Source organism: Arcobacter sp. LA11 (assembly GCF_001895145.1).
Lineage (GTDB): Bacteria > Campylobacterota > Campylobacteria > Campylobacterales > Arcobacteraceae > Halarcobacter.
In genome coordinates this window covers 135,852-161,596 of sequence record NZ_BDIR01000004.1, presented here as the reverse complement: position 1 = coordinate 161,596, position 25,745 = coordinate 135,852, and the positions used below count along the sequence as shown (strand labels likewise).

Annotated in this window: 25 protein-coding genes; 13 read left to right on the top strand and 12 right to left on the bottom strand. The window is 28.6% G+C overall.

The features are described 5' to 3' along the window. Positions 1-31 precede the first annotated feature (31 nt). The 3 genes from prpC to prpF all read left to right on the top strand — a co-directional run bounded on the left by prpC (position 32) and on the right by prpF (position 5,180). Positions 32-1,180 (top strand): 2-methylcitrate synthase, encoded by a 1,149-nt coding sequence (prpC, locus tag BT997_RS05615; protein ID WP_072680475.1) that lies wholly within the window; start codon positions 32-34, stop codon positions 1,178-1,180. 103 nt (positions 1,181-1,283) lie between these two features. Next, positions 1,284-3,878 (top strand): Fe/S-dependent 2-methylisocitrate dehydratase AcnD, encoded by a 2,595-nt coding sequence (gene acnD, locus BT997_RS05610; RefSeq protein ID WP_072680474.1) that lies wholly within the window; start codon positions 1,284-1,286, stop codon positions 3,876-3,878. A gap of 126 nt (positions 3,879-4,004) precedes the next feature. Then, the gene (gene prpF, locus BT997_RS05605; RefSeq protein WP_072680473.1) at positions 4,005-5,180 is read left to right on the top strand and encodes a 2-methylaconitate cis-trans isomerase PrpF; all 1,176 of its coding nucleotides are present in this window, start codon (positions 4,005-4,007) and stop codon (positions 5,178-5,180) included. A gap of 99 nt (positions 5,181-5,279) precedes the next feature. On the opposite strand, the gene BT997_RS05600 is transcribed toward prpF, so the two are convergent. Together BT997_RS05600 and BT997_RS05595 are read right to left on the bottom strand one after the other, a co-directional pair. Next, complete coding sequence (locus BT997_RS05600) at positions 5,280-7,391, bottom strand: PAS domain-containing protein (protein WP_072680472.1); 2,112 nt, start codon at positions 7,389-7,391, stop codon at positions 5,280-5,282. Beyond that, entirely contained in the window at positions 7,381-8,478 is a 1,098-nt protein-coding gene (locus BT997_RS05595) for a substrate-binding domain-containing protein (RefSeq protein WP_083568482.1), read from the bottom strand. Before BT997_RS05595 ends, BT997_RS05600 begins: the two co-directional genes overlap by 11 nt. 215 nt (positions 8,479-8,693) lie before the next feature. On the opposite strand from BT997_RS05595, the gene BT997_RS05590 reads away from it, so the two are divergent. The 3 genes from BT997_RS05590 to BT997_RS15675 are packed head-to-tail and all read left to right on the top strand — an operon-like array spanning position 8,694 to position 10,421. Beyond that, on the top strand, positions 8,694-9,545 hold the full coding sequence (locus BT997_RS05590; protein ID WP_072680470.1) for a hypothetical protein: 852 nt from the start codon (positions 8,694-8,696) through the stop codon (positions 9,543-9,545). 4 nt (positions 9,546-9,549) lie between these two features. Next, positions 9,550-10,296 carry a hypothetical protein gene (locus BT997_RS05585; protein ID WP_072680469.1) on the top strand — a complete coding sequence of 249 codons (747 nt, stop codon included), beginning with the start codon at positions 9,550-9,552 and terminating at the stop codon, positions 10,294-10,296. Then, complete coding sequence (locus BT997_RS15675) at positions 10,293-10,421, top strand: hypothetical protein (protein ID WP_258239430.1); 129 nt, start codon at positions 10,293-10,295, stop codon at positions 10,419-10,421. The genes BT997_RS05585 and BT997_RS15675 overlap by 4 nt, the downstream gene beginning before the upstream one ends. Before the next feature lie 11 nt (positions 10,422-10,432). Here the strand turns inward: BT997_RS15675 and BT997_RS05580 are convergent, their stop codons facing one another. The 8 genes from BT997_RS05580 to BT997_RS15520 form a co-directional block, all read right to left on the bottom strand. Continuing rightward, the gene (locus BT997_RS05580; protein WP_072680468.1) at positions 10,433-10,975 is read right to left on the bottom strand and encodes a hydrolase; all 543 of its coding nucleotides are present in this window, start codon (positions 10,973-10,975) and stop codon (positions 10,433-10,435) included. 134 nt (positions 10,976-11,109) lie between these two features. After that, complete coding sequence (gene hemC / locus BT997_RS05575; RefSeq protein ID WP_072680467.1) at positions 11,110-12,048, bottom strand: hydroxymethylbilane synthase; 939 nt, start codon at positions 12,046-12,048, stop codon at positions 11,110-11,112. Positions 12,049-12,052: 4 nt separating this feature from the next. Continuing rightward, positions 12,053-12,892 carry a thioredoxin domain-containing protein gene (locus BT997_RS05570; protein WP_072680466.1) on the bottom strand — a complete coding sequence of 280 codons (840 nt, stop codon included), beginning with the start codon at positions 12,890-12,892 and terminating at the stop codon, positions 12,053-12,055. 80 nt (positions 12,893-12,972) lie between these two features. Beyond that, on the bottom strand, positions 12,973-13,146 hold the full coding sequence (locus BT997_RS15525) for a hypothetical protein (protein ID WP_174247201.1): 174 nt from the start codon (positions 13,144-13,146) through the stop codon (positions 12,973-12,975). An 82-nt stretch (positions 13,147-13,228) separates the two neighbouring features. Continuing rightward, the gene (locus tag BT997_RS05565; protein WP_072680465.1) at positions 13,229-14,959 is read right to left on the bottom strand and encodes a DNA polymerase III subunit gamma/tau; all 1,731 of its coding nucleotides are present in this window, start codon (positions 14,957-14,959) and stop codon (positions 13,229-13,231) included. Further along, positions 14,952-15,749, bottom strand: a complete 798-nt coding sequence (gene murI / locus BT997_RS05560) for a glutamate racemase (protein ID WP_072680464.1) — start codon at positions 15,747-15,749, stop codon at positions 14,952-14,954. Before murI ends, BT997_RS05565 begins: the two co-directional genes overlap by 8 nt. A 97-nt stretch (positions 15,750-15,846) precedes the next feature. Further along, positions 15,847-17,784, bottom strand: a complete 1,938-nt coding sequence (locus BT997_RS05555; protein ID WP_143145160.1) for a P-loop NTPase fold protein — start codon at positions 17,782-17,784, stop codon at positions 15,847-15,849. Positions 17,785-17,800: 16 nt separating this feature from the next. Beyond that, complete coding sequence (locus BT997_RS15520; RefSeq protein ID WP_174247200.1) at positions 17,801-17,968, bottom strand: hypothetical protein; 168 nt, start codon at positions 17,966-17,968, stop codon at positions 17,801-17,803. Positions 17,969-18,168: 200 nt separating this feature from the next. Between BT997_RS15520 and BT997_RS05550 the strand changes: the two genes are divergently transcribed. Further along, positions 18,169-20,067, top strand: a complete 1,899-nt coding sequence (locus tag BT997_RS05550; RefSeq protein ID WP_072680462.1) for an ATP-binding protein — start codon at positions 18,169-18,171, stop codon at positions 20,065-20,067. A gap of 8 nt (positions 20,068-20,075) precedes the next feature. Next, positions 20,076-20,738: a uracil-DNA glycosylase family protein gene (locus BT997_RS05545; protein ID WP_072680461.1), complete on the top strand. Its 663-nt coding sequence runs from the start codon at positions 20,076-20,078 to the stop codon at positions 20,736-20,738. A gap of 277 nt (positions 20,739-21,015) precedes the next feature. Here the strand turns inward: BT997_RS05545 and rho are convergent, their stop codons facing one another. Both rho and BT997_RS05535 read right to left on the bottom strand, forming a co-directional pair. Further along, on the bottom strand, positions 21,016-22,353 hold the full coding sequence (gene rho, locus BT997_RS05540) for a transcription termination factor Rho (protein WP_072680460.1): 1,338 nt from the start codon (positions 22,351-22,353) through the stop codon (positions 21,016-21,018). 183 nt (positions 22,354-22,536) lie between these two features. Next, on the bottom strand, positions 22,537-23,133 hold the full coding sequence (locus BT997_RS05535; RefSeq protein ID WP_072680459.1) for a peroxiredoxin: 597 nt from the start codon (positions 23,131-23,133) through the stop codon (positions 22,537-22,539). A 267-nt stretch (positions 23,134-23,400) separates the two neighbouring features. Here BT997_RS05535 and BT997_RS05530 point away from each other — a divergent pair, with 267 nt between their 5' ends. The 5 genes from BT997_RS05530 to plsX all read left to right on the top strand — a co-directional run bounded on the left by BT997_RS05530 (position 23,401) and on the right by plsX (position 25,738). Further along, positions 23,401-23,658, top strand: a complete 258-nt coding sequence (locus BT997_RS05530) for a 4Fe-4S dicluster domain-containing protein (RefSeq protein ID WP_072680458.1) — start codon at positions 23,401-23,403, stop codon at positions 23,656-23,658. A gap of 112 nt (positions 23,659-23,770) precedes the next feature. Continuing rightward, positions 23,771-24,184 (top strand): nucleoside-diphosphate kinase, encoded by a 414-nt coding sequence (gene ndk / locus BT997_RS05525; RefSeq protein ID WP_072680457.1) that lies wholly within the window; start codon positions 23,771-23,773, stop codon positions 24,182-24,184. 18 nt (positions 24,185-24,202) lie between these two features. Further along, the gene (locus BT997_RS05520) at positions 24,203-24,583 is read left to right on the top strand and encodes a hypothetical protein (protein WP_072680456.1); all 381 of its coding nucleotides are present in this window, start codon (positions 24,203-24,205) and stop codon (positions 24,581-24,583) included. A 13-nt stretch (positions 24,584-24,596) separates the two neighbouring features. Then, positions 24,597-24,749, top strand: coding sequence for a 50S ribosomal protein L32 (gene rpmF, locus BT997_RS05515; protein ID WP_072680455.1), 153 nt, complete (start codon positions 24,597-24,599; stop codon positions 24,747-24,749). Beyond that, positions 24,749-25,738: a phosphate acyltransferase PlsX gene (gene plsX, locus BT997_RS05510; RefSeq protein ID WP_072680454.1), complete on the top strand. Its 990-nt coding sequence runs from the start codon at positions 24,749-24,751 to the stop codon at positions 25,736-25,738. The genes rpmF and plsX overlap by 1 nt, the downstream gene beginning before the upstream one ends. Positions 25,739-25,745: the final 7 nt, after the last annotated feature.

Genomic DNA, 25,745 nt, shown 5'->3' with positions numbered 1-25,745 from the left:
AATTTAATTAACTAGGGAAAAGGAGATTATTATGAGTACTACTACAGGATTTAAACCAAAGAAATCAGTTGCATTATCAGGACATTCAGCAGGAAATACTGCTATCTGTACAGTTGGTAAAAGCGGAAATGACCTACACTATAGAGGTTATGATATTCTAGAATTTGCTGACAAGTCAGAATTTGAAGAAATTGCATATTTAATCGTTTATGGTAAATTACCAACTCAAGCAGAATTAGATGCATACAAAACAAAACTTCAAGGATTAAGAGACCTTCCTGAAGGTGTTAAAATTGCTTTAGAGCAATTACCAAAAACAGCTCACCCAATGGATGTTATGAGAACAGGTTGTTCAGTTCTTGGAGCAATTATGTCTGAAGATGAGTCTCATCCAAAAGATGAAGCACAAGCTATTGTTGATAAATTAATGGCATCATTTGCTTCTATGTTATGTTACTGGTATCACTATGCATATAATGGAAAGAGAATTGATGTTGTAACTGATGATGATTCAGTTGGTGGTCACTTCTTACACTTATTACATGGTGAAAAACCAAGAGAATCTTGGGTTAAAGCAATGCATACATCTTTAATTTTATATGCAGAGCATGAGTTTAATGCATCTACATTTACAGGAAGAGTTATTGCTGGAACTAATTCAGATATGTTCTCTTGTATTACTGGTTCAATTGGAGCATTAAGAGGTCCTAAGCATGGTGGAGCAAATGAAGTTGCATTCTACATTCAAGAAAGATACTCTTCAGCAGATGAAGCAGAAAAAGATATCTTAGAAAGAATGGCTAAAAAAGAAATTATTATCGGATTTGGACACCCAGTTTACACATCTTGTGATCCAAGAAACGTAGTAATTAAAAAAGTTGCTGAAGATTTATCAAACGAAAATAACGACACATTAATGTATGATGTTGCTGAAAGAATTGAAACAATCATGTGGGATAACAAAAAAATGTTCCCTAACCTTGACTGGTTCTCAGCAGTTTCTTATAACCAAATGGGAATTCCAACAGATATGTTTACACCAATTTTCATTATCTCAAGAGTTACTGGATGGGGTGCACACGTAATTGAGCAAAGAGAAGATGGTAAAATCATTAGACCTTCTGCTACTTACACTGGTCCAGAAGATTTAAAATTCGTTCCTATCTCAGAAAGAGGATAATCACAGATTATTCAAGACTTAAAAGCCATCAAGTATTTGATGGCTTTTATTTTTTATAGACTACTATAAATTCAAAACAAATAAACTAATAGGTATAAATAATATGACAAACGAAAAATATCTAAAAAAACTAGAAGGTTTCGATACAAGCTTTTATGATGTAAAAGCAGCTGTAGAAGATATCACTCCTGGTTCTTTTGAAAAACTTAACTATACTTCAAGAGTATTAGCAGAAAACTTAATTAGAAAATGTCCTAGTGCAGACTTAAAAGATTCACTAGTTCAATTAATAGAAAAAAGAACTGACAAAGATTTCCCTTGGTTTCCATCAAGAGTTATCTGTCACGATATCTTAGGATTAACTGCATTCGTTGACCTTGCAGGTTTAAGAGAAGCTGTAGCTTCAAAAGGTGGAAACCCTGATAAAGTTAACCCAGTTGTTCCTACTCAATTAATCGTTGACCATTCATTAGCAGTAGAGTGTGGTGGATTTGATCCAGATGCATTCCAAAAAAATAGAGATATTGAAGATAGAAGAAATGCAGATAGATTCCACTTCATTAACTGGACTAAAGAAGCATTCAATAACGTTGATGTTATTCCTCCAGGGAATGGTATTATGCACCAAATCAACCTTGAAAAAATGTCTCCAGTTGTTCACAATATCGATGGTATTGCATCTCCTGATACATTAGTTGGTACTGACTCACATACTCCTCACGTTGATGCACTTGGTGTTATCGCTGTTGGTGTTGGTGGATTAGAAGCTGAAAACGTAATGTTAGGTAACCCATCTTATATGAGAGTTCCAGAAATCATTGGTGTTGAAATCACTGGTGTTAGATCAGAAGGTATTACTGCAACTGATATTGCACTTGCTATGACTTCATTCTTAAGAGAAAACAATGTTATCTCTGCATATTTAGAATTCTTCGGTTCTGGAATCCAGTACCTTAACTTAGGTGATAGAGCTACTATTGCAAATATGACTCCTGAATATGGTGCATCTGCTGGTATGTTCGCTATTGATTCTCAAACTATTGATTACTTAACTGTAACAGGTAGAGATTCTGAGCAAGTTAAATTAGTTGAAGCTTATGCTAAAGCTAATGGATTATGGGCAGACCAATTCGAGAATGCTACATATGCTAGAACAATTGAATTTGATTTATCAAAAGTTGAAAGATCATTAGCTGGTCCTTCTAAACCTCATAAATTAGTTCCAACTTCAACTTTAAAAGATGAAGGAATTGTAAAAGAGTGGACTCAAGAAGGTGATTTAATTCCTGATGGTGGTATTTTAATCGCTGCTATTACTTCATGTACAAATACTTCAAACCCAAGAAATGTTATCGCTGCTGGTTTATTAGCTAAGAAAGCAAACGAGCTTGGATTAGAAAGAAAGCCATGGGTTAAGTCTTCATTAGCACCAGGTTCTAAAGTAATTGAAGTTTATTTAAAAGAAGCTGGATTATTACCTGAAATGGAAAAACTAGGATTCGGTGTTGTTGGTTTTGCTTGTACTACTTGTAACGGTATGTCAGGTGCATTAGATCCAAAAATTCAACAAGAAGTTGTAGATAGAGATATTTATTCAACTGCTGTACTTTCTGGAAACAGAAACTTTGATGGAAGAATCCACCCATACGTAAAAGAAGCATTCTTAGCATCTCCTGCATTAGTTATTGCATATGCATTAGCTGGTACTGTTAGATTTGATATTGAAAATGATGTTCTTGGACAAGATAAAGATGGAAATGATATTAAATTAAAAGATTTATGGCCATCAGATGAAGAGATTAATGCTGTTGAAAAATCATGTGTAAGACCTGAAATGTACAATGACATTTATGATCCAATGTTTGCAAGAGAAGCTTTAGGTGATATTAAAATTGATCCATTCTATAAGTGGAATACAAACTCTACATATATTAATAAACCTCCTTACTGGGAAGATGAATATATGCAAATGCCAGCACTTAAAGGTATGAGACCATTAGGTGTATTCCCTGATAATATTACAACGGATCATTTATCTCCGTCAAATGCTATCTTACCAAGTTCTGCTTCTGGTGAGTATTGTTTAGAAAAAGGTCTTCCTGTTGAAGACTTAAACTCTTATGCAACACACAGAGGAGATCACCATACAGCTTCAAGAGCTACATTAGCAAATCCAAAACTATACAATGAAATGGTTAAAGATGAAAATGGTGAAACAAAACAAGGTTCATTAACTAAAATCATGCCAGAAGGTACTGAGTCTAGAATGTGGGAAGCAATTGAAACTTATACTCAAAGAAAGCAACCACTAATCATTGTAGCTGGTACTAACTACGGTCAAGGTTCATCAAGAGACTGGGCTGCAAAAGGTGTTAGACTTGCAGGTGTTGAAGTATTAATTGCTGAATCAATTGAAAGAATTCACAGAACTAACTTAGTTGGAATGGGTGTTTTACCATTACAATTTAAAGAAGGTGATACTAGACATACTTACGCTATTGATGGTTCTGAAACTTTTGATATTGAAGGTGAAATTACTCCTAGATGTGACTTAACTGTAGTTATGACTAGAGCAAATGGTGAAGTTGTTAAATTCCCTGTATTATGTAGATTAGATACTTCTGCTGAAGTTGATGTTTACACAAATGGTGGAATCTTACAAAAATTCGCTAAAGATGTTATTGCTGAAGGTAAATAAAACCTTCTTTTAAACATCAAAATCTTTTAGGGCACCTGCCCTAAAAGGATTTAAAAGAAATCAAAAGATTTTTTTTCAGTCCTTTTTACAAGAACTTAAATATAAATAAATACTAAGGAATATAATATGGCTTATCAACCACAATTTAAAGTAAAAGCAACTTATATGAGAGGTGGTACTTCAAAAGGTACTTTCTTTAATATTGCAGATTTACCAAAAGAAGCACAAGAAGACGGTGCAAAAAGAGATAAATTACTTCAAAGAATTGTAGGTTCTCCTGATGTTTATAAAAAACAAATGGATGGAATGGGAGGAGCATCATCTTCTACATCAAAAGCTATTTTAGTTGGAAAATCTGATGTTGAAGGTCATGATGTAGATTACTACTTCTGTCAAGTTGCCATTGATAAAGATTTTGTTGATATGAGTGGAAACTGTGGAAACTTATCAAGTGCAGTTGGTCCTTTTGCCATTACTGAAGGTTTAGTAGACAATGTTCCTGAAAATGGAGTTTGTTGTGTAAGAATTTGGCAAGCAAATATCAAAAAAACTATTCTTTGTTATGTAACTATGGAAAATGGTGTAGTTAAAGAGATGGGTGATTACGAAATTGATGGTGTTGCCTTCCCTGCAGAGGAAATAAAATTAGAGTTTGTTGAGCCTGTTGACCCAAGTGAAGAACTATTCCCAACTGGGAACTTAGTAGATGATTTAGAAGTTGAAGGTGTTGGTACATTTAAAGCTACTATGATTACTGCTGGTATTCCAACTGTATTTGTAAATGCAGATGAAATTGGATACAAAGGTACTGAACTACAAGGAGATATTAACTCTGACACTGAAGCCTTAGCAAGATTTGAAAAAATCAGAATTGCAGGGGCTTTAAAAATGGGTGTAATGAAAGATGCTTCTGATGCACTAACTCAACAACATACTCCAAAAATTGCATTTGTTAGCCCAGCACAAGATTTCACTACTTCTTCTGGTAAAGAAGTAAAAGCTAGTGAAATGGATTTACATGTTAGAGCATTATCTATGCAACAACTTCACCACGCTATGATGGGAACAGCTTCTGTTGCTATTGGTGTTGCTGCTTGTATTCCTGGAACATTAGTAAATATTGCTTCAGGTGGTGGAGAAAAAGAAACTGTTACTTTTGGACATCCTTCAGGGGCTATCAAAGTTGGAGCTGCTTTATCTCAAAATGATGGTAAATATGTAGTTGAAAAAGCTTCTATGTCTAGAAGTGCTAGAATTATTATGGATGGGAATGTACATGTTCCAGCTGGAACAATGGATTAAAATTTAAATAATTTTAAGATAGTTAGAACATTTATAAATAAAAAGGGGGAAGAGCTTTTAGTCTCTTCCCCCTTTTTTTATATTTGAATTATAAAAACTTTACAAAGGAAGTATAATTCTAAACTCCTCACCGATATATTCTTTCCCTTTATATGAAAAAGAAATTGTTTCATTCATTAATTTACCTTTTAAATGTTTTTTAACAATTTCATTTGACATATATAGTCCTAATCCTGTTCCTTGAGATTGATGTTTCGTTGTAAAATATGGTTCATAAATTTTTTCTTTTATTGTCTCTTTTATACCACAAGCATTGTCATATACTCTAATCTCAAGAAATTTATCTTTAACACTATTTTCCATAAAAATAAGTTTTGGATCATCAATACTATATCTTTCTAATAAAGCATCTCTAGAATTATTTATTAGATTTATAATAACTTGCATTAATTCAAATTTATACCCAGAGATTTCAATATGTTGAAGATTCATTATCAAATCAATATCATTTAATTTATATGATGATTCAAAGATTTCAAGATTGTCCATAATTAATTCATCTATATAAAAAGTTTCTAACTCTTTATCTGGATTGAAAAAATATCTAAACTTATCAATTATATTAGAAAGATATTGTACTGTATCTATTAATTTATTTAAATCTTTTATTGTCTCTTCTTTTTTAGTTAACCCTAATTCTAATTGCATAATTTGACTTGATGCAATTGTACTTATAACATTTAATGGTTGTCTCCACTGATGAGCTATATTACCAATCATTTCACCCATAGAAGCTAATTTTGATTGTTGATAAAGCATTTTTTCTTTTTTCAAATTGTCATTTTGTAATCTTATAATATCGTCTATATCGGTATGAAAGCCTGTCATTCTTAATGCTTTTTTATTTTCATCAAAAAATATTTTCCCTCTAACTTTTATCCATTTATAAGACCCATCTTTGCACCGAACTCTATAATCATCTTCATATAAATTTGATTTTCCATTTACATGATTTACTATTTTCTTTAAAGTTTTAAAATAGTCATCTTTATGAATACTATTTTTCCAAAAACTAATACTATTTATTTTGTCTTTATCACTGTAACCTAACATATTAGAATATCTATTTGAACAAAATAGCTTTTTTGTTTTCAAATCTAAATCCCATAAACCATCTTGTACACCTTCAATTGCCCGAGAATAATGTTCTTTTAATTCCCTAAGCTCATCAATAATAGATTTCAAATCCACTGCAAAATTATCAAATTCTAAAACATTAGTAGCTATATACTCGACGTTTTCATTATCTTTAGCTCTTTTAGCAAACTTTAGAAGTTTTGAAAAAGGTTTAATAATATACTTATTTGAAGTAATATATAAAATTGCAAAACTTATCAAAATAAAAATTAATAATAAAGACCCTGCTCTAATAAAATCTTCTTTTAATAATTCAAAAGTAGAATTTTTTGTTATAAATACAATATCAAGATGCTGTTTCTCATAAATATTTATTTTTTTATTAAAATATAATAAATCACCTTTTTTAATAACTTTATTTTTATTAAAAAAAGAGAGATCTATTAATTCTTTATGTGAAGTTGTTGCAATTAATTCTTCTTTAAAAAATATATAAATATCTTCTAACAATGCTTTCTGTTTGATTTTATTAATTATTGTAAAGTTATCATTTAATATTTTTCCAACATATAATATAGAACTTACTCGCCCAGTTACTTTATCAATAATTTTTTTTCTACTTAAAAGAATAATAAACTTTTCATCATCAATAGATGCAGATAAAATGGTATTGTCATAAAGAATCTGTCTTTTGCTAATCTCTTTGATTAATAATTCAGTATCAAATAAAGAATTACTATAGTTGATAATCTCATCATCAGTTTTTAAAAAAAGTATGTCTATTTGATCTACAGCTGTTAAACTATTAATACCCAATTCAAGCTCTTCAGTTTTTTCTTTTTTTATAATTTTACTAATATCAAAAGCAATATTATTAAGATCTTTTTGTTCAGTATCTATGATTATATGCGTAATATTTGTTGTTTGTTTAAAATATTCATTTATATTATAGTCAATCACTTTTTGAGTACTAAAATAAGAAGATATTGAAATTGCAAAAATTATAAATAATAAAAAAACAACTAATAAAACACTATTAATTAAAGTTAATGAATATTTTTTATTATTTATCATCAAATGTATACCTAAATGCTTTCATCTTATATTTTTCTAACTCTTCTTTTTTTATACCTTTTTTTACAATTTTAAACTCTCCAGAATAAATTGTTGGTATTTCATCATTTTTATTTATTAAGTCATATTTTATTGCTTCTGCCATAGCAACACCATTATCATCATTCATACGCATAACAGTAATATCCATTAAACCTTTTTCAATAGCATCTAACTCACTATTTCCTCCACCCCAGCCATTTACCTTTATTTTTCCCAATAAATCTTTTTCTTTTAATGCTTCAATTACTCCTAAAGCAATATCTGTTGAACAAGCATATATAAATTTAATATCACTATTAATTGCCAATAAATCTAAAGTTGCATTTTTCGCTTTTTGCTTATTAAAATCTGTATAATATTCATGAATTAACTTCAAATTTGATTTGGAAGAAATATAATCTATAAAGTTTACTCCTCTCATAAAACTTACATAACCCTTTGAACCATAAAGCACAGCATAGTTACCTTCTGCCTTCGTCTCTTTTATATAATAATCTGCAAGCATTTTACTTCCTGTAGAATGATCAAATCCTACATATAAAAAAGGTTGTCTATTTTTCCATTTTTTAAGAGGAGTAGTAATATTTTGAAGAATCAACTTTGTACGTTTTTTACTTATAATACGTTCTATAAATTTTGTATGCTTTTTCGCATCAAGTGTAAAAATAAGATAATCAGCATTCTGTTTAAATGCTTTCAATAAATGTTTAGATTGCTCTTTAATCTCAACAGCAGGTTTAGTAAAAAAATCAATTAATTCATAGTTTATATTCAGTTCTATCATTCTTTTTTCAAAAGATAGCTTACTTTTTCTCCAATAGTCTGATATTTGATTACCTGGATAAACCATTACAATTTTGATTTTTTGATTTTGTTTTGTGATTGCTTTTGATTTTTCTTGAATAATCTTAATAAAATTTTCACTTATTCTTTCTTGTTTCGAATAAGATATATATTCATCAATTTGATAATAATCTTTTGAATTCCCAAAAAGAAAACTTGAGAAGAATACTATTAAAATAAATCTAAAATATATATTTTTCATAATGTATTCCTAGTTATAAATAATACACTATTATATCAAAAAAACGATGATTTATAAAAAAATAAGAAAAATATTATTGATTTAAAGTATAAAAAATAATCATTTTTTATACTTTTCTTAATATTTTGTAAAATAAAAAAATAATAAATATCATTAATAAATATCAAACTATAATATAACTATGATGATTATATATCTTAATAAAGGAAATAATTATGAGTGATTATGCAATTGATACAGCATCAAGATTTGGAGAAATCCCATTTAATGAATTTGCAGAAGGTTTAGTTTCAGGAATGTTTCACACTATTGTTGAGTCCAACATTGAACAAATGGAAGCTTATTCAAATTTAGCCACAAGTTTATCAGTAAGTTTATCAACTTATATCAACAATACTTCAGGGGATGTAGACTTTGAAGATATTACAGATTTTGTACTTAACTATCAGTTACCACAAGTATCTGATTTAGATTCAATTCTTGAGGCTTTAGAAACTCCAACTGAAGAACCAATTCCTACAGGAAGTTCAGATAATAGTACTTGGTGGAGTAGTTTAATCACTTCATTGGCTCCGTCTGTTGCTGGATTAGTGGATAAAATTGATGATCCTAATCAGCATACATATTTAGAAGCCTTGACTGATTATAACAATGGAGTACTTGACACAATACCATCTTATAAGCAAATTCATGACGCAATTGCAGCATTACTTGTTTCTAATAAATATGGAATGTTAATGACTATTTTAAAACAAGGAGCGTCAAGAACAGTAGTTGATACAGGGAGAATCACTGCAAGAATAACTTTTTCTACATGGAATACAAGTACAACTTCTGGTTCAACATCAAATAAAATAGATAATAAAATCAAATCAAAATATAAAGATAAAAAACGTTTTTCTTTAGGTGGACTATTTGGTAAAAAAAGAAAAAATAAAGAGAAGAAAAGACTTATTACTGTAAATACTGCAAAATCATATCAAAGAGATACAAGTGGTACAAAAGTAGATATATTTGGTGAAATTGTACTTAATTTAAAAACTGATTATGCACCATTAAACGGTTAAAACTATGTCAGGGTTTCAGAAAGTTAGTTTAGGTTTTGCAGAGTTTGTCTCTACTTTACTCCATGATGTTTTTGATGCTGCTATTGATGCACAAAATCACCAGTTTGAAAAATACATGGAATTAGAAAGAATGATAAAACTTTCAAATGAAGAATTTGCAAATTTGTATTTATCTCAAAATGAAGTTTTAAATAAAGAGGAAGAATTATTTTCCTCTGTTTTATCAAAAAAATCTATAATTACAGAGTCAATATATGAAGCTATAGAAGATAATATCACTGAGGATATCAATCTATATGTTAAGAATAAAAAACTAACTGAAAAAGGATTTACTTTTTTAAAAGAGTATTCCTTAGATTTACTTATTCAAGAAAAAAAAGATTATTTATCTTTTATGCTAAATAAATATGAATCCTCAAATATTGCAATTGAATCTGGTGAGATAAAAGCAAAAATTGAATTATCTAATATGTATATTGATAATGAAGAAAAAATAGAAAATAAAAAAATTCTTTCAAAGAAACTTTTATCTAAAAAAGAAGAAATCACTCTTGAAGAAAAAACTTATATCAAAGAGTATACAGATTCTGATACAAATGAAAAAGTGTTGATTATAAATAAAGATGAAATAAAAAAACAGGATATATCAACGATAACTATTCCAAATACAAGAGTTATTGCAAGACCAATAGATAAGAATTCTACTTCAAATTTATATAGTGAAATTACAATAAGGTTTAAAACTATATGAATACTATTGATTTAGAAAAAGAAATTTTATTATTAAACCTTTTATTACAAGATACAAATCTTAAAATAATTGATATAAAAATAAAACTTCCTAATGGAGAATCTATACTTTTAAAAAACTTGTAAAATAGGTTTCCCTATTTTACAAGTTTTGAAATCTCTTTAAATACAGGATGTTTTGCATTTACTGTTAGTTCAAAAAGAAGTGACTCATATGTAGTTGGAATAACACCAGCTTGAATAAGTCTTTGAATTGCCATATCTTTATCACTCTGTTTTCTTGAATTAACACAATCTGTAACAAGTACTGGTTGTAAACCCTCTTCTAATAAATCAAGTGCAGTTTGAAGAACACATACATGAGTTTCTATTCCAGCTAAGATTACAAACTTTTTACCAGTTGCTTTAATTGCAGCTAAGCCATCTTCATTTCCACAACAAGAAAAAGTTGTTTTTTCAAAATGAGGATATTCATCAACAAGTTCTCTTAAACTAGGAATTGTTTCTCCAATACCTTTTTTATACTGTTCATTAATAATAAAAGGTATTTCATGTAACTGTAAACCTTTTACTAAAGTAATTAAATTTTTTTCTAATTCTTCTTTGTTTGATATAAATGGGAAAAGTCTTTCTTGAACATCTACTTGAACAAATACACAATTTTCTGCTTTGATTTTCATATAAACTCCTTAAAATAATATATTTATAATACAAAAGTCTAGTATAAAAGTCTAGTATAATTTTAGATTTTTTGAAATGTTTTTAAAAGTTGAGAAGTTAAGTTATGAAGAAAGGGGAAACCCTTTCTTTTTTGTTATTTGAAAGCTACTTTTTCAGCACGTTCTAGAAGCTCTTTAGCTCCTTGATCAATAAAAGTTTGTGCTAAATTTTGTCCTACTACTTCAAAGTCTTCTATATCAGCAGTAATATCTTCTTCAATATATTCACTACCATCTGGCATTCCAACGATTGCTTGGACTCTAATAGAATTCTCATCAATAATTGTTGCTTTCACACCAATTGGAACTTGACAACCACCTTGAAGTTTATCAACAAAACTTCTTTCAATAGTTGATTCTATATGTGCATCTTTATCATTTAAAACAGACACTATCTCAACTATTTTTGGGTCTGTTGTTGTTTCTATACCAAGGGTAGCTTGCCCCATTGATGGAATCATTACATCAGTATTTATTGGAGAAAAATGTTTTACTTCTTTTTCAATTCCAAGTTTTTGAATACCTGTTGCAGCTAGAATAATTGCATCATATTCACCTGCATTAAGTTTTGCAATTCTAGTATTAATATTTCCTCTTAAATCTTTTAACTCAATATCAGGTCTTAAAAGCTTTAGAGCCATTCTTCTTCTTAGACTTGTAGTACCTACTACAGCACCTTGGGGTAATTCATCTAAAGAAATATAATCATTACTTAAAAAGGCATCTCTTGGATCAAATCTTTTTGTAACTGCTGCAAGTTGTAAACCATCTTCAAATTGTGTTGGTACATCTTTTAAAGAGTGAACAGCTAAATGTGCCTCTCCATTTAACATAGCAACTTCAAGCTCTTTAGTAAAAAGACCTTTTCCACCAATCTTTGCTAAAGGTACATCTAAAATCTTATCACCTTTTGTTACAAACTCTTGAAGTTCAACTTCCATATCAGGGTAAAACTTTTTTAATTCTGCTTTGATATATTCACTCTGCCATAAAGCTAATTGACTTCTTCTTGTTGCAATTACTAATTTATCCATTCTTCTATTTTCCTAATGTTTCATATTTTAATTTTGATTTATCTTTTTCACCATTAATAAAAATTGTTGGTGTTCCTTGAACCATAGCTTCTTCACCCATACTTACATCATGAAGTATTTCATCAGTCATCTTTTTATTGTTTATATCCATGAAAGTAATTGAAGTATTAAACTCTTTATTAAATCCATCTATAATCTTCTGAGTGTTTTTCTCTTTTTCAGAAAAATATTTATCCCAATCAGCTTTATAAACTTTAAGTTCAATATCTTTTATTCCTTCTGCTTTAGCAGCATTCATTAATCTTACTAAAGTTTTAGCAGCTGGATGCAACTGTAATAATGGAAAATGATAATAATACAATGCAATATCTTTTGAATTTTTATTTACATGATTAATTACATCTGGAACATAATCCATACAGAAAGGACATAAAGGATCAGAGAAAATTACGATTTTATCTTTTGCATCAGCAGAACCTGCAATTAATTTGTTTTTATCATGGTATTTAGTATCTAATTTTGGTGTCATTAAATCTTTTAATGAATCCCCTGTATTTACATCATAAAGTTCAGGTGCAATTACATCACCATTTGAAAATACAATATCTTTTACTTTGATAGGATTTCCCGCCATTACTGCATTAACATCAATAATAAACCCAGACCAACCTTTTATATGAAGTTCTTTTTTTGTATTTACTGAAATATCTTTTATCTCAATTCTTTTATTTTTTGAAAATCTATCTTTTTCAAATTTTATTACTTTATCATCTACACTATTTGCATATATTGAAGTGCTAATTAATAGTGTCCCTATCATCAATACTTTTGTTACTGATAACATTTAAATCTCCTTATAAATTTTTAAATATCTTAAAAAGTTTAACATTATATTCTACATAGACTTAATTAAAAAATCTAAGACTATGTTTTCGTTTTTACCGTAATTTTTTTAATATCAAATAGCTCTTTCGCTCGATTTAACATAGGAGAATTTAATACATCATTTATTTGAAGTTCTTGTTGAGAAGGAGTAGGATTAGCAGTTTTCTGCATATCCGCTACACATCCAGAACCTAATTCTATATCTTCAATCATTGAACCTGCATCAATTTCTGAGTTTTCTTCTTTAGTAGAATTATCCTCAGTTTTTACTATCTCTTCTTTTTTGGATTCTTGTTTATTCTCTTGTGGAGGAATCTTCCTTTATAAAATCTAGTTCTATATCATTGCCAAAAACATCATAAATGAATGTTTTTATAACCCCAAAATGTTTAAACAGAATTTTTCTTTCTTCATCTTGTGCATAGGAACTAATACGTAAAAGTTTGTCATCAAAACTTTTATAAATAAAATTCTTCTCAAAAAGCTCACCTAATTCATAATCTCTTTCATAAACTTTTGCTGTTAGCTTTTCATATATTTCTTTATTTGGATCTTTGGGTTCTATTTTTTCCGGTACTTCTACTGGTGTTTCTTCTACTTCTTGAACCTCTGGTATTTCTTCTTTTTCTGTTTCTTCAATAACTTGCGTATTTTCAACTTTTTCTTCTACTACAGAAGATGGCACTTCATCAAATGGAGTTGAAAACCCTTCTTCTTCAACAGTTTCAATTGGTTGTACAGTAGGAATTGCATTTACACTATCTATAGAAATAGTTGTTTCTTGTTCTTCTTGGACAAGCTCTTCAGCAACTACTTGATTTACTTGTTGTTTATTTTGATGGTACTCTTTATTTAAAGGAACAAGCTCATCATCGTAAGCATGGTTAACATCATTTTTAGCATGTTCCATAACTTTTTGTGTAGAGATAGCTTCTTTTATAATAGGCTTCACTTCTACTTGTTCTACTTGATTAATAATATCTTCAATAGTTTTTAAATTTGTTGCTTCCATCATTTTTGATAAAGTAAGAATTAATACAAATCCTCCATCTGAATTTAAAGCTAAAAGATGTTTCGCATCACTTAAAATTCTAAAAAATCTATCAAAAAGAAGTAAATCAAACTTTGTATCTTTTTCAAGCATTTTTTGTTTTAAATAAATTGTCATCTCATCACATACTTGAGAAATCTCATAATTTTCAAGCTCTTTAACTAGGGAAACAATATCTTCTTTTTTTAATATCACATCAAAAAGTTTTTCCATAAGTTCTGGTTCAATTAAACCTAACATATCAACAACAGCAGTTGTTGTAATTTTTCCTTTTGAGAAAATAATAGCTTGGTCTAGTAAAGTTAGAGTATCTCTTAAACTTCCTTGCCCACTTCTACTTAATATCTCTAAAGCTGGTGTTTCAAAATCAATATTTTCTTCATTTAAAATATGTGATAAATGATGAATAACATCAGAACTAGCAATCTTATTAAATCTAAAATGTTGTGTTCTACTTAAAATAGTTGCAGGTAATTTAAGTGGATCAGTAGTTGCAAGTATAAATTTTACAAAGCCAGGAGGCTCTTCTAGTGTCTTAAGTAAAGCGTTGAAAGCTTGTGTTGTAAGCATATGAACTTCATCGATGATAAATACTTTAAACCTAGCAGAACTTGGTTTATACTTTGTATGTTCAATTAAATCTTTAATATCATCAATACCTCTATTTGAAGCAGCATCCATTTCTATAATATCTAAGTGTCTATTTGTATTTGCACTTTCACAGTTTTCACAAGTTTCACAAGGTCTAGAAGTAGGACCATTTGAACAAAGTAATGCTTTTGCCATAATTCTAGCAGTTGAAGTTTTACCACTTCCTCTAAGTCCTGAAAAAAGATATGCATGGGATAATCTATTTGAATCAAGGGCTAAAGATAAAGTTTGTGAGATAGTACTTTGTCCTACTAAATCTTCAAATCTTTTTGGTCTATATTTTAACGCTAAAACTTTTTTCTCTATACTTTGTTCTTCACTCATTTGTATCCCTTACTACGATTTTACCACCATTTTGCCAAGTATCTAAAATCATGTTTATCATATCTATTTTTATATCACCTGTATAAAAAACTTTTATCATAAGTTCTCCATCATTGATATGTCCACTTTGAGAACTTAAATCCTCTAATCTTTTTGCAATAGCTGTTCCCGTCTCTATCAAACTAATATTTGCACCCATTACATCTTTTATAACTTCACTAACTAGTGGATAATGGGTACAGCCAAGTACTATTGTATCAACACTACTTTCATGCATAGGTTTTAACCAATCTCTTAACATCGAAACTGTTTCGGGATGATTTATTTTTCCATTTTCAATCTGTTCAACCAAACCGATACACGCTTGCTCAAAAATTTCTACATCATGCTCTTTTGAAAGCTTATTTAAAAGTTCTTGATATTTATTTCCACCTAAGGTAACAGCTGTTGCTAAAACTCCAACTTTTTTTGTTAAAGTATTTTGCATAGCTGGTTTTATCCCAGGTTCTGTACCAATAAGAATAAGACTAGGAAATTTTTCTCTTAAATATTTTATAGCTGCCGAAGTTGCTGTATTACAAGCAACAATTAAAACATCAATCTGATGATTTCTTAACAAATGATTTGTTACATCTAAACTATGCTTTAAAATTTGTTCTTCTGATTTTTCTCCATAAGGTGCAAATAAAGTATCTGCAATATAAAAAATCTGCGCACCTTTGAAAGTTTTGGTTATCGCTTGAATAACCGTCAATCCACCAAGTCCAGAATCAAAAACACCAACTCTCAATCAAAGCCTTATATTTAATTTTTAAGATTATATCTAAAAAGTTATAACTACTTGTTAAAGTATATATTGAGCTTTTTAATCATAAATATTAAGCAAGCTATTTTTTAGTTCTGATAATATAAAAACCTATACCATTATATTTAGTATCAATTTCTTGATTACCATTACATAAGGCTGAGAAATATTCTTCTCTAAATAATGTACAAGAACCACCTTTTAGAATTTTTATTTTTTCTTCATTTTTTAAATTAGTACTCGTCCACTTTAAAACATTTCCTGTTAAATCACATATTTGATTTTTTATACCTTCAATTTGACTGTCTCCTCCATATCTAGAGAAAGCTCCAACTATTGATGTACTTTCTAAACCTATATTACCATTATTACATTTCTTGCTATCAAATTTATCTCCCCAAGGATACTTTACATATTTATTTGCACTTTTCATTAAATATTCTAATTGAGTCTTTGAAGGAATAGAATAACTATAATATTCATCTTCTAACCATTCACAAAATTTTATTGCTTCATTATATGAAACCTTTCCTACTGGTTTATAATCATGTTTATTCTCAAGATTATGATTTGGGATAAATTCTCTAAACCATTTATTTGTCACTAAAAACTTTGATATTTCAAATTCTTTTCCCTCTTCATCAGTAACTTTTACAAATAAAGTTTTATATAAAGGTTCATTACTATCAATATTCAAAATCTCTTTGTTAAAAGTTTTATCATCAACTACTTTTTCAAAAAGCCTTTCTTGTTCATTTTTTATATCTTCTAAACTTTGATTTTTTAGTCTTTTTTCCTCTTGCTTTTTAATTTCTTCATCACTAGTATTTGTTGCTATATCAACAAATTCAATAGTTCTCTCTCGTAAATCAATATTTCCTAACCAATCTTGTCCTATCTTACTTAACAATAATTTTTCTAAACAAGAATTATCTTTTATCGCTTTTACAGCAATAGATAAATCATCATTTAAATCTTCTTCTTTTTGCGTAGTTTCAAAATCTATACCACTAAACGATTTAAACGTTTTATTTGCAATATTTGATATATTTTTTGACAAATCATAAGTTTTTTTATGAAATTTTACTTCTTTTAAAACCTTACTTAATGATTCTTCTGTTAATACAGAAAATATTTTATATTCATTTTCATATAATGTATCAAATAAAAGTACAAATACAAAAGCAGCATACATATCATTATATATTTCTAGATTTTCTAATTCTTTATCTATTTCAGCATGTATTTTTGCTTGATTTATAAGCCTCACTAAAAGTCTAGGAGTTACTTTACTATGTATAGCAATTGCAGTTATAACTTCCTTTATATTGCTTACATCATCTTTATGTTCAACTTTAGCAAACAAACTATCAACTAAACTATCAACTTTTTGAGTAAACTTCGGAAGAGTAAAAGGAAGTTGTATCATTTTTTCTAAATACGCTTTTCCATGATTTCCTCCTTCTATACCAAACTCTTTTGCATATTTATGATTTAAATGTCCTTCTAAAACTTCTTTTGCTACACCCAAAATAAATACAAATCCTTTTTGAGATAAAACAAGTTTTATACTCTCGAGTAATTTAATCGCATTGGGAGGTAAGCACCGATCTAAATCATCTATAAATACAATTATTCTTTTATTTCCTAATTCATCAAGAGTTTCTAATTTTTCAAAAGCATTAAAATATAAGCTTTTATCAAGTAAAGCAGATGCAACTAATTGTTCATATTTATCCATCATATCTTTTGAATTTAATTGCATTTTTAATTCATTTCCTAAAACATCTTTATTTGTTGTCTCCATAGAAAAGCCATATGCCACACTCCTTAAGACATCTACAAACTTTTCAAAGCCTTTTTTAATTTCACCTTTTTCATTTTGTAAAGCTTTTATTATAACAGCTATTAAGGGAACTATAGGATGTTCCTCTTTTTCATATTGCCATGCATTAAACCAAACAGTTAAATATTTATTTTTATATTTTTCATTTTCAACTTTTTGTTTAATTATTTCCAAAAAAGAAGTTTTACCTTTACCCCCATTCTCCAAATATTCCAACTGTAAATGGTGTTTTAGTATTTAAAATTGCATTGGAAATTACTTTTGCATAGGTTTTAAAATTCAATCCATCTTCAATATATTCTTTTTCATTTTGTTGAAATTTCAATGGGTTATCATGTAATAATTGTATGTCTGACATCTTATTTCCAATCTATATATTTATAAAAATATTATCAAAATATAACTTAGCAAAATATTTTTAAAAGAGTCATCAAAACATTACAATATTACTTATCAAATAAATGAATTATTATATATAGAATCATATTTTAAAATAAATACTCATATTAGCCAATTATTTTATTTTAAGATATAATTACTATTTATTAAGGAAGGGGTATGTCAAATAGATTAAATGTTATTATATTTTCATCAGTACTTCTTGTTATCCTATTATTTCTAAGTGCAACTATCTTAGATACGAAGTATGAAGAAAGACTATTTAAAATACAAACTAAAAATCTTGAAGACTCTATAAAAGAAGAGTATAAAAAAAGATTAAAAGAATCGATTATACATACAATTGGATTTGTTGATTCAACTTATACTCACTATTTAAAAATGCAAGAAAATCTAACAAATGAAAAAAAAGAAAAATTAACTCCTAAATTTGAAGAACTATTTATCATTGATGTTAAAAATTATTTATATCATAATGTTTTTGATAAGACTAGATATACTTGGGTTAACAAGGTTATCAATTTTGAAGGAGGAGAGAACTATGCGATTAGATTAATTCATCCTAATTTAAAAAAAACAGAAGGTAAACTTCTCTCTACAAAAACAAAAGACATAAAAGGAAATTTTCCATACTTTGAAGAATTAGAAGGAGTAAAGAAAAATGAGGAAATATTTTTCACTTACTTTTTTAAACAGTTAAATAGTGATGAAATCACAGGAAAACTCTCTTATGCAAAACTATATAAAAAATTAAATTGGATTATTGCTACAGGTATCCCTTTAAATTCACTAAATAAAGACATCTTAACAAAACATGAAAAATTAAAAAAAGATTATGACAAACATATTGTCGATATGTACTCTTTTAGAATAGTAATTGTTATTCTATTTATTATTATTCTATTTTTTCTAAGAAAAAAACTAAATGAAACATTGGAAGAAAACAAAAAATTAAATAATAAACTAGAAGAAAAACTAAAAGATGCACAAACCAATTTAAACAAATTTTTTGAGCTACCTATAAACTTACTTGTTGTTACCAACCTTGAGGGTAAAATACTACAAATAAACTCTGGTTGGAGTAAAATATTAGGCTATAAAAAAGAAGAACTCATTGATGCAAATTTTATAGACTTAATCCATTCTGCTGATAAAGAAAAGACCTTGGATGAATTTTTAAACTTAGCAAAAGGTGTTACTACATTTTATTTTGAAAATAGATATAAACATAAAAACGGTTCTTATAAAACCCTTGCATGGTCTGCAAACTCAATTCCTGAAAATGGTTTGATTTACGCAGCAGCCCATGATATAACGGAGCTAAAAGATAAATCAAATTTAATTTACCAACAATCAAAAATGGCAGCAATTGGAGAGATGACTGCAAATATAGCACACCAATGGAGACAACCTCTTAGTATAATAAGTACAGCTTCTTCTGGAGTTTTAGTTAAAAAAATGATAAATGACTTAGATGATAAGTTTCTAATTGATACCATGAATCAAATTACTGAATCTACTCAATACTTATCCGACACAATTGAAGACTTTAGAAATTTCTATTCTCCAAACAAAGAAAAAAGCATATTTGAATTAGATAGTTTAATAGAAAAAACTCTAAATCTATTAAGAAAGCGTTTTGAAAATGATAAAATTGAAATCATTATAAATATTGATAAAATTGAAATAAATAGTTACGAAAATGAACTTTTACAAGTAATAATCAATCTTTTAAATAATGCAAGAGATCAGCTAATAAAAACAAATATAGATAAAAAACTCATATTTATTGATGCATACATTAAAAATAATAAAATATATGTTGAAATAACTGACAATGGGGAAGGAATTGATGAAGAAATACTAAATAGAATTTTTGAACCATATTTTACTACAAAAGAAAAATCATTAGGTACAGGTATTGGTCTTTATATGAGTGAAGAGATTGTTACAAAACATTTAAGAGGTGAACTTTATGTAAAAAATACTGAGTATACTTATAAAAATAATACTTATAATGGTGCGAAGTTTACTATTATAATAGATTTAACAAAATAAAGACAAATATGTTTCATCACTTTCATCCATATAAACCTTTTTTAAATAAATATACAAAAAGAATCATAGTAGGAACTCTTCCTCCTCCTAGATTTTGTACTAAAGAATATAAAGAAAAAGACGTTCTTTTCTGCTATGGTTCACAAGATGGACTTTTATGGCAAGCACTAGATAAAATATTCGATTTAAAACTTGTTTATAATCGTTCAGATTTTGCAATTGATCAAAGAAAAGATTTTTTAATAAAAAACAGACTTGGTATATGTGATATAGTTGATTCATGCCAAAGAGAAAAAGTCGATGCAAGTGATATTGGTATGAAAGATGTATTACTCAGAGATATTCTAGCTTATCTTAAAAAATATCAGATGATTGATACTATAATTTTTACTGGTGGGTATTGTAAAAACTCGCCAGAATACTTTTTACGAAAAGTTTTAAAAGAAAAAAATATTAAATTTGAAATTGTAGATGAAAATATTCCAAAAGTTCATAAATTTGAATATGATAATAGAATATTTAAAACTATAAGTCTAACTTCTCCCTCAAATGCAGCAAATAGAAGTATTGGTGCAAATCCTTATTATAAAGAGCAAAAACAAAAAAATAAAAACTACACAACCTTTGATTTTAGAGTTGAACAATATGAAAAAGTTTTTAAATCTCTCTAAAAAAGTAAACTTTATTTAACTCTTTAAGAGTTTGCTAATTCTAATTTCTCTATACTTTTAATAAAAAATGAATATTCATTCATAAAAGATATGCAAAGGAAATGAAATGTTTATTACGGAAATTCTTTTATTCGTAGTTGTAGGCTTAGTTGCATTTACAGCAGTTAGTGCAACAATTGGTTTATTTGTTAAAAATTAATATTTTAATAAATCACTTTAAATAAAAAAAGGGAACTTGAAAATTCAAGTTCCCTTTTTTAGTTTATTTTAAATTTTATTATTCATTCATTGAAGCAAAGAATGTCTCATTATCTTTTGTTTTTTGCATTTTTGAATATAAAAATTTAAGAGCTTCAACTTCATCCATAGAAGCAATTGCATTTCTAAGTATCCAAGTTTTTTGTAAAATGTCTGGAGAAAGAAGTAACTCTTCTTTTCTTGTACCAGATTTGATAATATCAAGAGCTGGATAAATTCTTCTATTTGCTGCATTTCTAGATAATACAACTTCTGAGTTACCTGTACCTTTAAACTCTTCAAAAATAACTTCATCCATTTTTGAACCAGTTTCAATAAGCGCAGTTGAGATAATAGTTAAAGAACCACCCTCTTCTATATTTCTAGCAGCTCCAAAAAATCTTTTTGGTTTATGTAATGCATTTGCATCAACCCCACCTGAAAGAACTTTTCCAGAACTTGGTGTTACAGTATTATAAGCACGTGCAAGTCTTGTAATAGAATCAAGTAAGATAACTACATCTTTTTTCATCTCAACAAGTCTTTTTGCTTTTTCAATAACGATTTCAGCAACTCTAACATGGTTTTGTGCCGGTAAGTCAAAAGTAGAAGAGTAAACTTCACCTTTTACACTTCTTTGCATATCAGTAACTTCTTCTGGTCTTTCATCAATTAACAGAACCATTAAGTGTGATTCAGGATGATTTCTAGTTATACCATGAGCTAATTCTTTTAATAATTCAGTCTTACCAGTTTTTGGTTGAGCAACGATTAAACCCCTTTGCCCTTTTCCCATTGGAGCGAATAAATCAAGCATTCTACCTGTCATTCTATTTTGGTCATATTCAAATGTAAATCTTTCAGTAGAATATAAAGGAGTTAAGTTATCAAATAATGGTCTATTTTTTGATTCGTTAATTGGAAGATAATTAATAGCTTCAATTTTTAAAAGTGCATTATATTTTTCACTCTCTTTGTTTGGAGGCCTAACTTGTCCTGAAACAATATCACCAGTTCTAAGTGCAAACTTTCTTATCTGTGTTGCAGATACATAAGAATCATTTGATGTATCAGAAAAATTTCCATCAATTGCTCTTAAGAAACCAAATCCTCCATCTTTAATCTCTAAAATTCCAGTAAATAAAATAAATCCACCTTGATCAATCTGAGATTTTAAAATATTAAACATTAAATCTTGTCGTTTAAGTTCTTGAGGGTTTTCAACTTCTAGTTCTTTTGCTATTTTTAAAAGTTCTTCTAAAGGAAGTTCCCTTAGTTGTTCAATTTTGTAACCTTCTACTGGTACATGAGTTCTAGCTTTTCTATTATTTGAGTTTTTAGAATTTCTAGGTTTTGTTTGAGGTTTTGACTCTTCCATGAGTATGTTTGCCTTTTTTGATTTACATATAAGTTATGTAGTTTTTTGTAGTTTTTTATATAGTAATTTTTTTAAGTGATGTAATTTTAGTCTTTATTTTGTAATTTGTCAATAAATGAGATTTTATACATAAAAAAAGGTGCCAAAGTTTGGCACCTTTTAAAAGTTATTATAAGTTAATTCTTATAAATCACCCTCGTGTTTACCTAAGTATTCTGCAACACCTTCAGTAGAAGCTTTCATACCTTCATCACCTTTTGCCCAACCTGCAGGACAAACTTCACCATGCTCATTTGTAAATAACATAGTATCTACCATTCTAATCATTTCATCAATGTTTCTTCCTAATGGTAAATCATTGATTGTTGCATGTCTAACTGTACCATCTTTGTCAATTAAGAAAGAACCTCTTAATGCAACTGCTTCACCAAATAATACATCATAGTCTTTAGAGATTTGCTTAGAAAGGTCAGCAACTAATGGATATTTAATTCTTCCAATTCCACCATTTTCAACAGCAGTTTCTCTCCATGCAAAGTGAGAGAATTGAGAATCAACAGACACACCAATTACAGAAACTCCTCTTGATTCAAACTCTTCAATTCTTTTAGAGAATGCAATGATTTCTGATGGACAAACAAAAGTAAAGTCTAGTGGGTAGAAAAATAAAACCGCACCTTTTTCACCAATATTATCATATAAATTAAAATCCTCAACGATTTGACCATCTGCAAGTACAGCTGTTGCTGTGAAATCTGGAGCTTTTTTTGTTACTAACATGTAATTTCCTTTTATTAATATAAATTTTTGTGATGTAATTATAATATAAATTTTTTAAAAAAAATATTGCTTTTTATATAAATTTAAAAAATTAAGACAAATTTTATTTTAGGAAAAAAATTTTCCTCAATAAGAAAAAGTTCTATGATAATCGTTATTATTTTCATTAAGCAAAGCCCCTTCTTATCGTTTGTTAATAACATTCTCATTTAAAGTTAAATTTATTTTTTGTGTGCTAAAGTTTCTTAAATTTAACAAGGAGTTAGAATGGCAGTTAAAATTACAGATATTTGTATTAATTGTGACGCATGTTTAGATGAGTGTCCAACTGAGTCAATCGTTGATAATGATGAGAACCCAACAGGTGAGGATATTTATTATGTAAATGCTGAAACTTGTACTGAGTGTGTTGGTGATAATGATGAACCAGCATGTGCTGAAGCATGTCCAACTGAAGGTTGTATTGTATGGGATAACCCAACAACTGAAGGTGCTGTTGACGGACAACCAGTAGTTGAAGACTAATATTTAAATATTAATTAACTATCTATAAAAAGGCAAGTAGTAAAAACTACTTGCCTTTTTTTTATTTTTTAGGTATAATCCGCGACTTAAAATAAAAAGAGGAAAAATACCTATGGAACAAACGTTATCAATCATCAAACCTGATGCAGTTGCTAAGAATGTTGTTGGTCAAATCTTATCTAGATTTGAAGCAGCAGATTTAAGAATCGCAGCTACAAAAAAAATCCAATTAAGTAAAGCTGACGCTGAAGCATTCTATGCTGTTCATGCAGAAAGACCTTTCTTTGGTGAGCTAGTAGAATTCATGATTTCTGGTCCAGTTGTAGTAACTGTATTAGAAGGTGAAGACGCAATGACTAAAAATAGAGACTTAATGGGAGCAACTAACCCAAAAGAAGCAGCAGCTGGTACAATCAGAGCTGATTTCGCTGAATCTATTGATGCTAATGCAGTACATGGTTCAGATTCATTAGAAAATGCAGCAGTTGAAATTAACTTTTTCTTTGCAGCAAGAGAAATTTGTTAAGAATTATAAAATTTTCAAATGAAAATAGAATTTAAAAAAGTACCTCAAACTCCTAGAGAGCTTAATACTGAGTTCAATTCAGTTAAAATTGAAGGTACTTTTTGTAAAATATCGCCATCTTTAGTCAAAGTTGATGCAAATTTAACAGGTGAAACATCTGTTGAGTGTTGTAGATGCGGTGAAAATGATACGATTACTTTAAATGAGAAGTTAAATTTTTTAATAAGTGATGGTATTTATAAAAATGAATCTTCAGAGTCTGAAGATTTAATAATAGAAGTAGATGATAATATAATTGATTTTGATGAGATTATTCAAAGTGAAGTATCATCTATATACAGTGACTATCATATTTGTGCAAACTGTGCAAATAATGACTTTGTCGAACAAGAATATTAATTAAGGAGAAAACATGGCAGTACCTAAGAGACGAGTATCTCATACTAGAGCAGCTAAAAGAAGAACTCACTATAAAATTACTTTAAAAAAACCAGTAAAAGATAGTGACGGAACTTGGAAGATGCCTCATATGGTTAACCCAAACACTGGTGAATATAAAAACTAATGCTTAAAATAGCAATAGATGCAATGGGTGGGGACTTCGGTCCTGAGCCTATTATAGATGGCCTTATTGCAGCGTTACAAAACAATAACAACTTTACTGCAATAGCAGTCGGAGATGAAAGCGAACTTAAAGCTTTAATCCCTCAACAATTTGAACACAGAATCGAAATTGTTCATACTGATGATATAATTAGTATGCATGATTCAGCTACAGATGCTCTAAAAAGAAAAGAATCAACAATATATAAAGCAATAGAATTAGTAAAAGAAGGCACAGCAGATGCAATTGTATCCGCGGGACATTCTGGTGCTTCTATGTCTTTAGCAACTCTTAGAATTGGAAGAATTAAAGGTGTAAGCAGACCTGCTATTGCAACTTTAATGCCTACTAGTGAAAATCAAAATACTTTAGTATTAGATGTTGGTGCAAATGTTGATTGTGATGCAAAAAACTTATTTGAGTTTGCAATTATGGGACAAGCATATGCAAAAGATGTTCTTCAACTAGATGATCCAATCGTTGGTTTATTAAGCAATGGAGAAGAAGAATCTAAAGGTAACGAAGTTACAAAAGAAGCATATGAACTAATCTCAAAAATACCAAACTTTGCTGGAAATGTTGAAGGTAGTGATATTTTCAAAGGAACAGTAGATGTTGTTGTTTGTGATGGATTTATTGGTAATATTTTATTAAAAACAGCAGAAGGTGTTGCAGATACTATAGGACAAATTTTAAAGAAAAATCTTAAAAGATCACTTATTTCAATTGCAGGTGCAGTTTTAATGAGAAAAGTATTTAAAAGCCTAAAAGTTAGAGTTGATTATGCCGAATATGGTGGAGCACCACTTCTTGGTGTAAAATCACCTGTGATTATTGCACACGGTAAATCAAACCCTAAAGCTATTAAGAATGCAATTTTTCAAGCTATTAATGCAGCAAGTTCAAACTTAAATGAAGATATTGAACAAAAGTTAAATTTATATAAATAATTAAGGA

Bases quoted from the DNA above. Each gene is read 5' to 3' on its own strand.
- prpC (WP_072680475.1), top strand. From the start codon at position 32: ATGAGTACTACTACAGGATTTAAACCAAAGAAATCAGTTGCATTATCA.
- acnD (WP_072680474.1), top strand. From the start codon at position 1,284: ATGACAAACGAAAAATATCTAAAAAAACTAGAAGGTTTCGATACAAGC.
- prpF (WP_072680473.1), top strand. From the start codon at position 4,005: ATGGCTTATCAACCACAATTTAAAGTAAAAGCAACTTATATGAGAGGT.
- BT997_RS05600 (WP_072680472.1), bottom strand. From the start codon at position 7,391: ATGATAAATAATAAAAAATATTCATTAACTTTAATTAATAGTGTTTTA.
- BT997_RS05595 (WP_083568482.1), bottom strand. From the start codon at position 8,478: ATGAAAAATATATATTTTAGATTTATTTTAATAGTATTCTTCTCAAGT.
- BT997_RS05590 (WP_072680470.1), top strand. From the start codon at position 8,694: ATGAGTGATTATGCAATTGATACAGCATCAAGATTTGGAGAAATCCCA.
- BT997_RS05585 (WP_072680469.1), top strand. From the start codon at position 9,550: ATGTCAGGGTTTCAGAAAGTTAGTTTAGGTTTTGCAGAGTTTGTCTCT.
- BT997_RS15675 (WP_258239430.1), top strand. From the start codon at position 10,293: ATGAATACTATTGATTTAGAAAAAGAAATTTTATTATTAAACCTTTTA.
- BT997_RS05580 (WP_072680468.1), bottom strand. From the start codon at position 10,975: ATGAAAATCAAAGCAGAAAATTGTGTATTTGTTCAAGTAGATGTTCAA.
- hemC (WP_072680467.1), bottom strand. From the start codon at position 12,048: ATGGATAAATTAGTAATTGCAACAAGAAGAAGTCAATTAGCTTTATGG.
- BT997_RS05570 (WP_072680466.1), bottom strand. From the start codon at position 12,892: ATGTTATCAGTAACAAAAGTATTGATGATAGGGACACTATTAATTAGC.
- BT997_RS15525 (WP_174247201.1), bottom strand. From the start codon at position 13,146: ATGATTGAAGATATAGAATTAGGTTCTGGATGTGTAGCGGATATGCAG.
- BT997_RS05565 (WP_072680465.1), bottom strand. From the start codon at position 14,959: ATGAGTGAAGAACAAAGTATAGAGAAAAAAGTTTTAGCGTTAAAATAT.
- BT997_RS15520 (WP_174247200.1), bottom strand. From the start codon at position 17,968: ATGTCAGACATACAATTATTACATGATAACCCATTGAAATTTCAACAA.
- BT997_RS05550 (WP_072680462.1), top strand. From the start codon at position 18,169: ATGTCAAATAGATTAAATGTTATTATATTTTCATCAGTACTTCTTGTT.
- BT997_RS05545 (WP_072680461.1), top strand. From the start codon at position 20,076: ATGTTTCATCACTTTCATCCATATAAACCTTTTTTAAATAAATATACA.
- rho (WP_072680460.1), bottom strand. From the start codon at position 22,353: ATGGAAGAGTCAAAACCTCAAACAAAACCTAGAAATTCTAAAAACTCA.
- BT997_RS05535 (WP_072680459.1), bottom strand. From the start codon at position 23,133: ATGTTAGTAACAAAAAAAGCTCCAGATTTCACAGCAACAGCTGTACTT.
- BT997_RS05530 (WP_072680458.1), top strand. From the start codon at position 23,401: ATGGCAGTTAAAATTACAGATATTTGTATTAATTGTGACGCATGTTTA.
- ndk (WP_072680457.1), top strand. From the start codon at position 23,771: ATGGAACAAACGTTATCAATCATCAAACCTGATGCAGTTGCTAAGAAT.
- BT997_RS05520 (WP_072680456.1), top strand. From the start codon at position 24,203: ATGAAAATAGAATTTAAAAAAGTACCTCAAACTCCTAGAGAGCTTAAT.
- rpmF (WP_072680455.1), top strand. From the start codon at position 24,597: ATGGCAGTACCTAAGAGACGAGTATCTCATACTAGAGCAGCTAAAAGA.
- plsX (WP_072680454.1), top strand. From the start codon at position 24,749: ATGCTTAAAATAGCAATAGATGCAATGGGTGGGGACTTCGGTCCTGAG.